The organism is Streptomyces sp. NPDC056948 (assembly GCF_042674225.1).
Classification (GTDB): Bacteria; Actinomycetota; Actinomycetes; order Streptomycetales; family Streptomycetaceae; genus Streptomyces; species Streptomyces purpurascens.
In genome coordinates this window covers 1-12,539 of sequence record NZ_JBHUQX010000280.1, presented here as the reverse complement: position 1 = coordinate 12,539, position 12,539 = coordinate 1, and the positions used below count along the sequence as shown (strand labels likewise).

The following is a 12,539-nucleotide window of genomic DNA, read 5'->3' as shown; positions in this document are numbered from 1 at the left end:
CGCTACGAACTGGCCCTGGAAGCGACCCGCCGCCCGGAACTGCGGGCCTACTTCGACGCGACCGGCGCCCGCTTCCGTGACCAGGGGAGTACTTGGCGCAGGCCCGGTCGTAGGCCGGGAACCACCAGGACAGCACGGTGCGCGAGCGCAGACCGAAGTGCGCGGCCACCGGCCGGTCCGCGGCGTAGAGCACGGACAGCACGCCGCGGCACTCCGGTTCCTCGCTCTCCCCGAGCAGCGTCACCAGCCGGGTGATCCACTCCTGCGCGAACCGGTCGCGCCGGCCGGTGCGCCGGTACTGCGCCGACTTCCAGTCCATCAGCGCCCGCAGAGCGTCCGGGTCCCGGGCGTCGTACACGAACCGCACCTCGCCGACCTGCCGGGCCAGCTTGCGCTCCTTGGCCAGGATCTGTCTGAGGAAGCTCGGCGACTTCGCCCGCAGCCGCTCCCTGTAGCGCTCGAACCCCTCGCCGATGTCGACGACCGGGGAGGCCAACTCCTCGGCGGCGTGCGGCACGAAGAGCCCCTGGCCGGCTTCGAGGTTGTCGAACTCCCAGGACGACAGCGCGCAGCACCGCAGTAACCCGCCGGCGTCCAGCCGGATCCCGGGCCGCAGCACGGCCCCCTGGCTGTCGGACACCCCGAGCCCGATGGCCCGGCCCTGCCCCAGGGGTCCCCTCTCGTAGGGGAAGAACCCGACCGGGGAGTCGTCGTCCAGCAGTACCGCCACTCTCGCTCCGGGCCTGACCTGCCCCACCGCGGTGGTGAACGCCGGGTCGAGAAAGGGATTCGCGGGGGCCGCGGACTCCGTCCGAATCTCCCGCCACATCTTCTGGTCGTTCGGGCCCAGTTCGTCCGGCCTCAGAACGAGAACGCGCTTTCCAGGCAACTCTGCCTCCTGTGTCATCGGCATGGGGACACACGAAGGCCTGCTGTTCGCCGCGAATCGGCACCAGGCAGTACTCAGGCCGCACGGCGCAGGCCCTTGTCGGTACTGCCGTCACTCAGCAGCGGAACGTCTGCAGCTCAGCGGCGTTCGGGGCGGATCCGACCGTCCCCGCACACCGGCTCGTCCCCGCCGCCCGGAGGTCCGTACCGCCCCGGTCCACCACGGGCGCCCCGCTCACCACCGCGCTCGCCCCGGCCGCACCCGCGGCCCTCGGTGTCCGTGCCGCCAGATGCCGGAGCGACGGCTCCTCCTCGCACGGACAGGGCTCCCCGGCTCCTTCGGCCTCAGGCGTAGAAGTCGCACCGGTTGCCCGCACATCCACGGCTGCCGTGACGGCGGCCCCCGCCGTGCGCTCGCCCTGCGTCAGCCCGGGCACGACGAGGTGCAGCAACAGCAGGCAGGCCACCAGGCCCACCGCCGCTGCCCATCGTCGCCACACCATCAGACCCCCCGACACGGCCGGCTGCGCCTACCAGTAGGCCGAGCGCATCTCGCCCCGTCAAGCCCTTGTGGCCCGATTCGCCCCCCTCGGCCAGTTGCTGCCGAAATCCAACAGAAAGCGCTGCCGCCCTCCTTGGGATCAGGTCAGCGGCTGCCGCCGGGCGTACTCAGTACCTCGCCCGCCTTCGGCGCCCGGACATCGAGCGGCTCGTCGAAGGTGCTGAACGAGGTGGTGGTGTGCTGCGCGCCGTTCTTGTACACGGTCTTGAGCAGGTAGGGCTCGCCTTCCCCGGCCACGTAGAAGGTGTACGTCCCTTCCTTGTCAGCCTTGTCCGTCACGATCAACTCGACGGCCTTCGTGCCCCCGACCCGGGTGGAGCCACCCTTCTTCGCCGTGCCGAACGAGTCGAAGGGCCGTTCGCACGAGGTGAGGCCGTCGCCCGAACCGGCCGGGTCCACCGGCGTCTTCACCCACAGCTTCTGCTCACCGGTGGCTCCCGGGGTCTTCTTCCACTTCCGCAGGTAGGCCCGGTTCGGCCGGACGTAGTCGGTCTCGCCCAGCCGGATCTGCTCCAGGGCGCCGCCTCCGGGCATCTCGGTCTTCGACCTGCACCGGCTGTCCAGGTCGGTCACGAGATGGCTGGTGACGGTACCGCTCGTCGTGCGGTTGGTGATGTCGACGGTGACGGAATCCAGCTTTCGCATCGTCGCGTTGGCCTCGTCGAGGAGGTCGCCGGCGGACTTGTCCTCGCCGGTGCCGCACCCGGCCAGGGCGGCGCCCGCCAGCAGACACGCGAGCGCGGTCGTCGTCACGGTAGCCATGGCCCGCACGGAGCCCCCCTGATGTTCGTGTCGGCCGATGATCAGCACGGGAGCCTACCTGTCCGCCGGTGCGCGCGGCGGACAGTCCGGGTTCAGGCTCCGGAACCGGACTCCCGGACCAACTCGATCGCCCGGCCAAGGGTGTCGAGCCGGTCGTCCAGGGTCTCGCCGGCCGGATAGAGACGGACCGTGTTCACACCGGCGTCCCGCCAGACCCGCAGCCGTCGCCGCACCATCTCCTCGGTGCCGATGAGCGTGGTGGCCAGCACCATCTCGTCGGTGACGAGACCCGCCGCACCGTCCCGGTCGCCCGCCTGCCAGCGTTCCCGCACCTCCGCCGCGACCTCGGCCCAGCCCTGACGGCCGTAGGCCTTGTTGTAGAAGTTGGTCGACGCGGAACCCATGCCGCCCAGGCTGAAGGCGAGTTCCTTCCTCCGGTCCGCGATCATGGCGCCGAGCGCCTCCTCGTCCCGGGCGAACGCGACCTCGGCGCCCTGGCAGACGTCGAACCCGGCGCGTTCGCGGCCGGCGGCGGCCAGCCCCTCGTCCAGCGGAGCGAAGTAGGCGTCCGCCGCGCCCTCCGGTACGAAGCTGGTGCCGAGCCAGCCGTCCGCGACCTGGCCGGTCAGCCGCAGCATGGCGGGCGACAGCGCGGCCAGGTAGACGGGGACGGGGTGCTCGGCCCGCATCGACAGGCGCATCGGCACCGCCTCCCCGCCGGGCAGCGGAATCCTGAACTCGGAGCCCGAATGGGAGATCTTGCCGCCCGCGACCACCTGCCGCACGATCTCCACCGTCTCGCGCATCCGGGCCAGAGGACGGGCGAACGGCACCCCGTGCAGGCCCTCCATCACCTGCGGTCCGGACGGGCCGAGACCCAGCAGGAAACGCCCGCCGGACAGGTTGGACAGGGTGATCGCCGCCTGGGCGAGGGCCACCGGCGTACGCGTCCCGACCTGCATGACCGCGGAGCCCAGCAGCATCCGTTCCGTACGGGCCGCGTAGAACCCCAGGGCGGACGGGGCGTCCGACCCCCACGCCTCGGCGACCCAGCAGACGTCCAGCCCCAGTTTCTCCGCCTCGACGACGAAGTCGGCCTGCCGGGACCAGGAACCGAGGGCCGCCGCTTCTACGGTCGTCGCCGTGCGCATCACGCCTCCGCCCGCTGCCTGATGTGCTCCAGCGTGGCGGTCATGCCCCGCTCGAACTCCCGCAATCTCACGAACACGATCTTCTGCTCCTTCTCCGGCATGGCGTCGATCGCGAAGGAGAGGCCGGAGCGCCCCGGCCCCATCCGCATCCACTGCGACAGCTCGGTCCCGCCGTCCCTGGGCTCGAGCCCGAACCGCCAGACGGCACTGGGCTCGGCCGGATCCCCGACCGCCCAGGCGAACACCCGCTCCGGGTCACATGCGACGACGGTGGAGGTCGTCTCCCACTCGCCGAACGTCTCGTGCCTGCTCCGGCCGGTGAACCGCGCCCCGACGGCGGGCCCGGCGGCTCCGTCGGCCCACCCCGCCCACCGCAACTCCTCGCTCAGGTCCGGCATCCGCGTCACATCCGACACCAGCGCCCACACTCTCCCCGGCGGAGCGGCGATCCACGTCGTCACCTCGACCGTCGGTTGGTCCGCGTACCGCGCGCCCGTCCACTCCATCGCGTGCCGGCCTCCTCGTCGACAGGGATTGTGGCAGCAGAGTTGCGTAATAAGACTCACTAGGTCAAGAGGGCGCGTGTGTCCATGCCTTTAACGGGTGGTGAAGGTGGGCGTCGACGTGCCCCAGTGCGCGGAACCACGCTCGCTGGGCCGCGTACGCTACCGATGGCTGCACCCCGGGGGATCTTCACGTCTGACGTGCCCGCCGGTGGGGGAGCCACCAGGGACGGCAGTGGCCGAGCCGATCCGTCGGCGGGCACCATGAATTACGGCCGGGCGCGGTCGCGAGGGTGCGCCCGAGCCTTCGAGTGGAGGAACGAGATGGGATCGGCGATGGGGGAGCGGGATCACCGCCGGCAGAGATGGGCGGCCAGAGGAGCCCTGGCCGCGGTCGCGCTGGCGGCGTTGCTGCCTCTCGTCTTCGGCGGTCTGAAGGGACTGCTGCTGCTTCTGGCCGGCCTGGTGGGACTCGCCCTGACCGCGGCGGCGCTCTGGTGGGTCCTGTCCCGCCGCGGACCGGTACGCATGGCGGCGGCCGTGCTGGCCGTCGTCGCCCCCGTCGGCGTCATCATCCTCTTCGCGGCCGCGAATCTGATCTGGGTGGTCTTCGCCTCGCTGCTGCTGTGGTGCGTCGCGGTCTGGACCGGCCGCTACGCCCTGCGCAGCACGGGGCTGCGGCCGGTACGGGTCAAGGAGTACCGCACACCGCCGCCGCAGCGCCCCTTCCTCCTGCTCAACCCGCGCTCCGGTGGCGGCAAGGTCGAGAAGTTCTCCCTCAAGGAGAAGGCCGAGGAGCTGGGCGCCCGGGTCGTCCTGCTCGACCCGGAGCACCACCAGGACGTCACCGCCCTGGCCAAGGCCGCCGTGGCCGACGGAGCCGACCTCCTGGGCGTCGCGGGCGGCGACGGTACGCAGGCGATGGTCGCCGCCGTCGCCGCGGAACACGACCTTCCGTTCCTCGTCATCTCGGCCGGCACACGCAACCACTTCGCCATGGACCTGGGCCTGGACCGGGACGACCCGTCCACCTGCCTCGACGCCCTCACCGACGGGGTGGAACTCCGCGTCGACCTCGGCTTCGCCGACGACCGCCCGTTCGTCAACAACGCGTCGTTCGGCGTCTACGGGGCCGTCGTCCAGAGCCCCGGCTATCGGGAGGACAAGGTGGGCGCCGCGCTGGAGCGGCTGCCCGAGCTGCTCACCCGGCAGAGCGGCCCGCGGCTGACGGCGAGCGCCGACGGCACCACCATCGCCGACCCGCAGGCCGTCCTGGTGAGCAACAACGCCTATCGCATGGACGACCCGTTCGGCTTCGGCCGGCGCGAGCGGCTCAACTCCGGGAAGCTGGGCGTGCTCGCCCTCCGCGTGGACAGTGCCGTGGAAGCGGCCGAACTCCTGCTGTCCCCGCGCCCGGAAGGCCTCACCGTGCTCACCGCCCAGCACGTCGTCGTCCACTCCGACGAACCGCATCTCGAAGTCGGCCTCGACGGCGAGGCGCTCACCCTGCCCGCCCCCGTCCACTGCCGCATCGCACGCCGGGCCCTGCGCGTCCGGGTGCCCCGCAACCGCCCCGGAGTCCCCGAGGCGCCACCGCGCCTGGACTGGCGCAGGCTCCGCAAACTGGCGGCCGCGGTCGGCCGTACCGCCGCACCCACCCGCTCCCGGCGCACCTGAGCACCGAGCCCGGCCTCCTTTGAAAGGTCCCCCGCGCCGCTTCGGGCACGGGGGACCTCGCGCATGCGCTCGAGCGGGCTACGCGCCCTTCGGCCCCGCCTGCTGCACGACCTCGAAGGACCAGAGGGTGGAGTCGCTCGCGGCGGGCTTGGGCCGCTCGCCGCCCTCGCCGCCGCCCTGGTGCGCGGCCTTCATCGGCCCCTCCATCCAGGCCTGGAACGACGCCTCGTCACGCCACCGCGTGTAGACGAGGTAGGTGTCGGTGCCCTCCACCGGGCGGAGGAGCTCGAACCACTCGAACCCGTCGGAGCCCTCCACGGTGTGCGCGCGGGAGGCGAACCGCTTCTCCAGCGTCTCCCGCTGCTCGGCGGGCACGGTCAGCACATTGATCTTGACTACGCTCATGGCCCCATCTTGCCCGATGGCACATCCGCGCCGACCGGGACCTGCACCCCCGGGATGTTTTGAACGCGTTCAAATGTGAGCTAGGGTCGATCTCACACGTCGAGGGGGAGACCTTCATGAAGATCGTGATACCCGGCGGGACCGGGCAGGTCGGCACGGTCCTCAAGCGCGCGCTGAGCGCCGCCGGACATGACGTCGTGGTACTGAGCAGGCGACCCGCACGCCAGGGTGAAGTGCACTGGGACGGTGCGACCGCGGGACCGTGGGTGGAAGAGATCGACGGCAGCGACGTCGTCGTCAACCTGGCCGGCCGGAGCGTGAGCTGCCGCTACACCCCGGCCAACCTCCGCGACATGATGGACTCGCGGGTCGACTCCGCCCGGGTCGTGGGCGAGGCCATCGCCAAAGCCGCCCGGCCGCCCCGGGTCTGGCTCCAGATGAGCACCGCGACCGTCTACGCCCACCGCTTCGACGCGCCCAACGACGAGGCCACCGGCGTGATCGGCGGAGCCGAACCCGACACGCCCGGCTACTGGGCCTACAGCGTCGACATCGCCAAGGCCTGGGAGCGGGAGCAGGAGACGGCCGACACGCCGGACACCCGGAAGGTGGCCCTGCGCGCGGCCATGGTGATGAGCCCGGACCGCGGCGGTGTCTTCGACGTCCTGCTGCGGCTGGCCCGGCTCGGCCTCGGCGGCCCGGTCGCCGGCGGAGCGCAGTACGTGTCCTGGATCCACGACCAGGACTTCGTCCGGGCGGTGGAATTCCTCGTCGCCCGGGACGACATCACGGGCCCGGTCAATCTCGCCGCTCCCACGCCCCTGCCGCAGCGTGCCTTCATGCGCGACCTGCGTACCGCCTGGGGGATGCCGGTGGGTCTGCCCGCCACACGCTGGATGGCCGAGGCCGGCGCCTTCGTGCTGCGTTCTGACACCGAACTGCTGCTGAAGAGCCGACGCGTCGTCCCCGGCCGTCTGCTGGAGGCGGGCTTCGCTTTCGGCCACCCTGGCTGGCCGGAGGCCGCGGACGACCTCGTACGGCGGCTGCGCGCCCGGGGCGATCGGCGAGAGTGAGCCGGTGTCAGCTCTGTCCCTGGCCCTGTTCGAGGGCCTGTCCGCTCCTGTGTGCGCCGCCCTCGGCGGTCAGCGGCGGCCGCGGAGCTTGCCCAGCAGGCGCTGGGCCTGTGCCCGCTTACGGGGGTCGGCCGCGGCCCGCCGCGCCTGCTCGACGGCCCGCCGCCCCTGCGGACTCCGGGCGAACTGCTTGATGCGATCCAGAATGTTGGCCATGAGGCACCTTCCCCAGTGTTCTGACGTGCTTGTTGTCTGAGGCTCGCCTACCCCTCCGACGAGGTGCTCAGCCCTCACCCGGCCCGACAGTACGCGACCGAACGTGTTTGCCGACCGAGTCAGAGGCAAGTCGGTGTCCATGACTGAACAGAACAAGCGCACGAATCAGAAGCCGACCACCATATCGACGACGGAGTCCAAGGCGCGTGGCGCGGCGGACAAGGCGACCGCGCCGACGTCCCAGGCCGCGAAGCGTGCGGCGGCCAAGGTCGATGACGCGGGGTCAGCGGTCAAGGCCGGCGCCGAGCGCTCCGCGGAGGCGACGACGGCGGCCATGCAGACCGCGGCCAAGGGCGTCGAGGCCGGCCGCCAGGCGGTCGTCACGGCCTCGGGCCACGTCGCGGCCACGGCCAAGACGGCCTGGACGGTCATCGCCCACCGCAAGATCGTCGCCGCGGGCGTCGGAGCCGGCCTGACCGCCCTGAGCGCCGCGTCGTACGCGGTGGGACGCCGCGCGGAACGCGGCACGCACGGCCCCGTCACCCGGTTCACCGGCGGACGGATCTGACCACGGCTCGGGCGTTCGATGTGACGGTCACGAGGAGGGCAGGCGGCGCGGCGCGCATCACCGGACTTCCCGGTGGTCCGCAGCGCCGCCTCCTTGTGGTCTCCGGCGCGCCTCGGCCTCCGGAGGCACCGCCTCCGCGTGCTCCATAGCAACTCCCGCCGTCCGAGGCGCCTCCTTCTCGTGGCTTGGCGCACATCCGGCCCTCGTAGTGGTGTCCCCCTCGCGCGGCACGGCCGTGACGAGGAAGGATGAGACCGCAAGCGAAGGATCAACCCATGCGGAGGAGCGGGCCCATGCAGCACGAGCGAGCGGGCAATCCGGCCGGTTTCGAGGATCTCGTCGATGTGGCCCGGCTGGTGACCGCGTACTACGCGCTCCACCCCGACCTGGACGATCCTGGGCAGCGCGTCACGTTCGGGACCTCCGGACACCGCGGATCGTCCCTGGCGAGCGCGTTCAACGACGACCACATCGCCGCCACCAGCCAGGCCATCTGCGAGTACCGCGCCGATCAGGGCATCGACGGCCCTCTCTTCCTCGGCGCCGACACCCATGCCCTGTCGGAGCCCGCGCGCGTCACCGCCCTGGAGGTGTTCGCCGCCAACGAGGTGACGGTGCTCATCGACGACGCGGACGGCTACACGCCGACCCCGGCCGTCTCGCACGCCATCCTCGCCCACAACCGCGGCCGCACCACGGGGCTCGCGGACGGCGTGGTGGTCACGCCCTCCCACAACCCGCCCGGCGACGGAGGGTTCAAGTACAACCCGCCCAGCGGCGGCCCCGCCGCCTCCGACGCCACCTCCTGGATCCAGGACCGGGCGAACGAGATCATCCGGGGCGGCCTGAAGGACGTACGGCGCATCCCCTACGCCCGGGCCCTCGCCGCCCCCACCACCGGCCGCTACGACTTCCTGGGCACCTATGTCGCCGACCTGCCCAGCGTGCTCGACCTGGACGCGATCCGGGCGGCCGGGGTACGCATCGGGGCGGACCCGCTGGGCGGGGCGTCCGTCGCCTACTGGGGCCGCATCGCCGAACAGCACGGCATCGACCTCACCGTGGTCAACCCGCACACCGACCCCACCTGGCGGTTCATGACGCTGGACTGGGACGGCAAGATCCGCATGGACTGCTCGTCGCCGTACGCGATGGCCTCGCTCATCGAGCAGCGCGACCGCTTCGACATCTCCACCGGCAACGACGCCGACGCCGACCGGCACGGCATCGTCACCCCGGACGCGGGCCTCATGAACCCCAACCACTACCTGGCCGTCGCCATCTCCTACCTGTACGCCCACCGCGACCGCTGGCCGGCCGCCACCGGCATCGGCAAGACCCTGGTGTCCTCCGCCATGATCGACCGCGTCGCCGCCGACCTCGGCCGCGAACTGGTCGAGGTGCCCGTCGGGTTCAAGTGGTTCGTGGACGGGCTGGCCGGCGGCACCATCGGCTTCGGCGGTGAGGAGTCGGCCGGGGCGTCCTTCCTGCGCCGGGACGGCTCCGTGTGGACCACCGACAAGGACGGCATCATCCTGGCGCTGCTCGCCTCCGAGATCACGGCGGTCACCGGCAAGACCCCGTCGGAGCACTACGCCACGCTGGCCGCCCGCTTCGGCGAGCCCGCCTACGCCCGGATCGACGCCCCGGCGTCCCGCGAGGAGAAGGCGCTCCTCGGCAAACTCTCCCCGGCCCAGGTCAGCGCGGACACCCTGGCCGGAGACGCGGTCACCGCTGTCCTCACCGAGGCCCCGGGCAACGGCGCCCCCATCGGCGGCATCAAGGTGACCACGGACAACGCCTGGTTCGCGGCCCGCCCCTCGGGCACCGAGGACGTCTACAAGATCTACGCCGAGTCCTTCCTCGGCCCCGACCACCTCGGCCGGGTCCAGGAGGAGGCCAAGAGCGTGGTGCTGACGGCACTGGGGGGCTGAGCACCGGCAGGGACCGGACACGGCCCGGGCCACGTCATCGTGGCCTGGGCCGTACGGGGCTGCCGGCTCGTCCTCGCGGACCGCGATACAGGACACTGGGGGAAGATCCGATCCGGGGAAGGACCGTCACGTGATCATCTTTGGCACCAAGGGGTACCTGTACCAGCTGGCGATACTGACGCTGGTCTGCGGGCAGTGCGGCAATCCCGCCGCGCACACGCTCAGGAAGCGCGTCACGAAGTTCACGCTGTTCTTCGTGCCGCTGTTCCCGATCTCGACGAAGTACCTGACGCAGTGCACCTTCTGCGGCGCGGAACAGAAGGTGACCAAGGAACAGGCGGAGCAGCTGCAGACCCAGAGCGCGGGCGGCCAGGACGGTCAGACGTACGGGCAGCCGGAGCAGCAGCAACACCGCTTCTAGGGACCCGCACCGCGACCGGTGAGCGCCTCCGGTCCCGCCTACGGCGATCAGCTCACCGGTCGCCCACGGGCGCCGCACCCTCCTGTGCCCGGCGCCGCCGCTCGCACCGCAGCGCCACAGCCGTCGCGACCGCCCCCGCTCCCTCCCACAGGCCCACACCCACGAAGACACCCGGCGCCCTTCCGCCGAGCGCGGCGACGGTGAAGACCGCGCACGTGAGCAGCCGGAACGGCACGGTCCACCGGAAGAAGGCCCGCCAGTCGGCCAGTGCCGCCAGCACGTAGTACACGCCCATGTTGAGCGCCACCATGGACGACGCCGACATGAACGCGGGCGTGAGGGCCCCCGGCGGCGCGCTCGTCCGGAGCGGCGAGACCGAGCAGCGACAACTGCGCGGCCGGTGAGACCAGACCCACCGCCCCGAGGGCGGCTGCGAGCACGCCGAAGACGGTTCTCTTTCGGTCGGCAGCGATCTGTGTGGCAACCGGAAGATCTCGGGTACCCGACCCGCCACGGGCCCGGACCTGTGCTGCGGGCCGATGGGCCTCCTGCAGTCGACCAGCGAAAACGGAGGCATGAAGATGAGCACCGTCAAGGAAACCGTGGAAGTCGACGTTCCTGTCCACACTGCCTACAACCAGTGGACGCAGTTCGAGGAGTTCCCGAAGTTCATGGAGGGCGTCGAGGAGGTCAGGCAACTGGACGACCGCCACAACCACTGGACCACCAAGATCAGCGGAGTGCGGCGCGAGTTCGACACCGAGATCGTCGACCAATTGGCCGATGAGCGCGTCACGTGGCGCACGACCAGCGGCGACATCAATCAGAGGGGCTCTGTCCGCTTCGAGCGCGTCGACGACACCCACACCAGGGTCGAGCTGGTGATGGACATCGAGCCCAGCGGAGCCGCGGAGAAGGCGGCGGACATGACCGGCACGATCGACCGCCGGGTCAAGGGCGACATGAAGCGCTTCAAGCAGTACATCGAGGAGCGCGGAGCCGAGTCCGGCGCCTGGCGCGGACGCATCCAGCCCGGCGGCACCGGCCCCGCTCTCTGACCGTCACGTTCCGCCCCGGACCCGGCCTCCACCATGGAGGCCGGGTCCTTCTTTTGCCCGCGCCCGCGGAGAAGAGGTGATGATTCGGCCATCGTTATGACATGCACCTGTCCATATCGGCCTCCTGGTGGCACGCTGCCCTCTGACTGTCCGCAGTGACACCCCTGCCTGACCGGGCGGACGGTTCCCCGCCGCCCGGCCCCCGCAGCAGAAGGAGACCGCGTGATAGGCAGACCCCGCAGCCTTCGCCCATCCGGCGGCACCACCCGCGTTCGCCACACCGTCCTCGGCACACTCGCCGGCGTCGCCGCACTCCTGGCGACCGGTGTCACCGCCGCACCGGCGAGCGCCGCGCCCGAACCGGGAGTCATGGCACCCTCGGCGCAGGAACGCGCCCTCGACTTCTGGACCCCGCAGCGGATGCGCGCGGCCGCCCCGCTCGACGTCCTGTCCGTCGACCGCTCCGACGTACGGGCATCCGCACCGCGCAAGGGCAAGGCGACCGTCGTGGCACCCAGCGCACCCGTCTCCGACGTGGGACCCCTGGCGATCCCGCACGGCGGCGGCCCCTGGTCCGGCGGGGGAGCGGTGACCAAGACAGCGGGGAGGGTCTTCTTCACCTACCAGGGGCGAACCGCCTCCTGCTCCGGCAACGCCGTCACCAGCGCCAACAAGAGCACCGTCATCACCGCCGGGCACTGCGTGAAGATGCAGGGAGCCTGGCACACCAACTGGGTGTTCGTGCCGGGCTATCACGACGGGCAGCGCCCGTACGGCACCTGGGCCGCGTCCAAGACCCTGTCCACGCCGCAGTGGACGGCCAGTGAGGACATCAACTACGACATCGGCGCCGCCGTCGTCGCCCCGCTGGACGGGAAGCAGCTGACCGACGTGGTCGGCGGCCAGGGGCTGGCCTTCAACACCGGCTACAACAAGCCCATGTACTCCTTCGGCTTCCCGGCGGCCGCTCCGTACGACGGCGAGAAGTTCATCTACTGCAGCGGAACCACCTTCCGGGACTTCCTGCTCTCCAGCGACCACGGTCTGACCTGCAACATGACCGGAGGCTCCAGCGGAGGCCCGTGGTTCACCCAGTTCGACGAGGCCACCGGGTCCGGCCTGCAGTCCTCGGTGAACAGCTTCAAGTACAACTTCCTGCCGAACGCCATGTACGGCCCGTACTTCGGCGCGGACGCGCAGAACCTGTACCAGAGCGCGCAGTCGTCCTGAGCCATCGCACCGGCCGGGAGCCGGGTCCTCCGCCCAACAGCGGGGGTGGCCCCGCTCCCCCACGCCCGGTCAGCCCCGGGCCCCCCCGCTG

Annotated in this window: 13 protein-coding genes and 3 pseudogenes; 8 read left to right on the top strand and 8 right to left on the bottom strand. The window is 71.3% G+C overall.

Translation table 11 applies throughout. The features are described 5' to 3' along the window. Positions 1 to 9: 9 nt before the first annotated feature. Positions 10 to 81 (top strand): annotated as a pseudogene (locus ACFTZL_RS30030) (TetR/AcrR family transcriptional regulator); the annotation flags it as partial. On the opposite strand, the pseudogene ACFTZL_RS30025 reads toward ACFTZL_RS30030, so the two are convergent. From ACFTZL_RS30025 to ACFTZL_RS30005, 5 genes and pseudogenes are all read right to left on the bottom strand, one after another. Continuing rightward, a pseudogene (locus ACFTZL_RS30025) lies at positions 80 to 907 on the bottom strand (GNAT family N-acetyltransferase); the annotation flags it as partial. The pseudogenes ACFTZL_RS30030 and ACFTZL_RS30025 sit on opposite strands and share 2 nt — an antisense overlap. Before the next feature lie 97 nt (positions 908 to 1,004). Continuing rightward, on the bottom strand, positions 1,005 to 1,391 hold the full coding sequence (locus ACFTZL_RS30020) for a hypothetical protein (RefSeq protein WP_382588826.1): 387 nt from the start codon (positions 1,389 to 1,391) through the stop codon (positions 1,005 to 1,007). Between the two features lie 143 nt (positions 1,392 to 1,534). Beyond that, positions 1,535 to 2,212, bottom strand: coding sequence for a hypothetical protein (locus tag ACFTZL_RS30015; protein ID WP_382588824.1), 678 nt, complete (start codon positions 2,210 to 2,212; stop codon positions 1,535 to 1,537). 92 nt (positions 2,213 to 2,304) lie between these two features. Further along, entirely contained in the window at positions 2,305 to 3,363 is a 1,059-nt protein-coding gene (locus tag ACFTZL_RS30010; RefSeq protein ID WP_382588822.1) for an LLM class flavin-dependent oxidoreductase, read from the bottom strand. Then, positions 3,363 to 3,869 (bottom strand): SRPBCC family protein, encoded by a 507-nt coding sequence (locus tag ACFTZL_RS30005; protein WP_382588820.1) that lies wholly within the window; start codon positions 3,867 to 3,869, stop codon positions 3,363 to 3,365. The genes ACFTZL_RS30010 and ACFTZL_RS30005 overlap by 1 nt, the downstream gene beginning before the upstream one ends. A 321-nt stretch (positions 3,870 to 4,190) precedes the next feature. Here ACFTZL_RS30005 and ACFTZL_RS30000 point away from each other — a divergent pair, with 321 nt between their 5' ends. After that, complete coding sequence (locus ACFTZL_RS30000) at positions 4,191 to 5,543, top strand: diacylglycerol/lipid kinase family protein (protein ID WP_382588819.1); 1,353 nt, start codon at positions 4,191 to 4,193, stop codon at positions 5,541 to 5,543. Positions 5,544 to 5,621: 78 nt separating this feature from the next. Here ACFTZL_RS30000 and ACFTZL_RS29995 read toward each other — a convergent pair whose 3' ends face one another. After that, positions 5,622 to 5,948: an antibiotic biosynthesis monooxygenase family protein gene (locus ACFTZL_RS29995; protein WP_382588817.1), complete on the bottom strand. Its 327-nt coding sequence runs from the start codon at positions 5,946 to 5,948 to the stop codon at positions 5,622 to 5,624. 116 nt (positions 5,949 to 6,064) lie between these two features. Between ACFTZL_RS29995 and ACFTZL_RS29990 the strand changes: the two genes are divergently transcribed. Further along, the gene (locus ACFTZL_RS29990) at positions 6,065 to 7,021 is read left to right on the top strand and encodes a TIGR01777 family oxidoreductase (protein ID WP_382588815.1); all 957 of its coding nucleotides are present in this window, start codon (positions 6,065 to 6,067) and stop codon (positions 7,019 to 7,021) included. A gap of 69 nt (positions 7,022 to 7,090) precedes the next feature. On the opposite strand, the gene ACFTZL_RS29985 is transcribed toward ACFTZL_RS29990, so the two are convergent. Further along, positions 7,091 to 7,237: a hypothetical protein gene (locus tag ACFTZL_RS29985; protein ID WP_193482844.1), complete on the bottom strand. Its 147-nt coding sequence runs from the start codon at positions 7,235 to 7,237 to the stop codon at positions 7,091 to 7,093. 139 nt (positions 7,238 to 7,376) lie between these two features. Here ACFTZL_RS29985 and ACFTZL_RS29980 point away from each other — a divergent pair, with 139 nt between their 5' ends. From ACFTZL_RS29980 to ACFTZL_RS29970, 3 genes are all read left to right on the top strand, one after another. Beyond that, positions 7,377 to 7,805 carry a hypothetical protein gene (locus ACFTZL_RS29980; protein WP_382588813.1) on the top strand — a complete coding sequence of 143 codons (429 nt, stop codon included), beginning with the start codon at positions 7,377 to 7,379 and terminating at the stop codon, positions 7,803 to 7,805. 293 nt (positions 7,806 to 8,098) lie between these two features. Next, entirely contained in the window at positions 8,099 to 9,739 is a 1,641-nt protein-coding gene (gene pgm, locus ACFTZL_RS29975; RefSeq protein ID WP_382588811.1) for a phosphoglucomutase (alpha-D-glucose-1,6-bisphosphate-dependent), read from the top strand. Positions 9,740 to 9,869: 130 nt separating this feature from the next. Beyond that, positions 9,870 to 10,160 (top strand): zinc-ribbon domain-containing protein, encoded by a 291-nt coding sequence (locus tag ACFTZL_RS29970; protein ID WP_382588809.1) that lies wholly within the window; start codon positions 9,870 to 9,872, stop codon positions 10,158 to 10,160. Between the two features lie 52 nt (positions 10,161 to 10,212). Here the strand turns inward: ACFTZL_RS29970 and ACFTZL_RS29965 are convergent. Further along, a pseudogene (locus ACFTZL_RS29965) lies at positions 10,213 to 10,633 on the bottom strand (hypothetical protein). 108 nt (positions 10,634 to 10,741) lie between these two features. Between ACFTZL_RS29965 and ACFTZL_RS29960 the strand changes: the two are divergent. Next, positions 10,742 to 11,218, top strand: coding sequence for an SRPBCC family protein (locus ACFTZL_RS29960; protein WP_382588807.1), 477 nt, complete (start codon positions 10,742 to 10,744; stop codon positions 11,216 to 11,218). A 222-nt stretch (positions 11,219 to 11,440) separates the two neighbouring features. Continuing rightward, on the top strand, positions 11,441 to 12,448 hold the full coding sequence (locus ACFTZL_RS29955; protein ID WP_382588805.1) for a trypsin-like serine peptidase: 1,008 nt from the start codon (positions 11,441 to 11,443) through the stop codon (positions 12,446 to 12,448). The last annotated feature ends 91 nt before the right edge of the window (positions 12,449 to 12,539 follow it).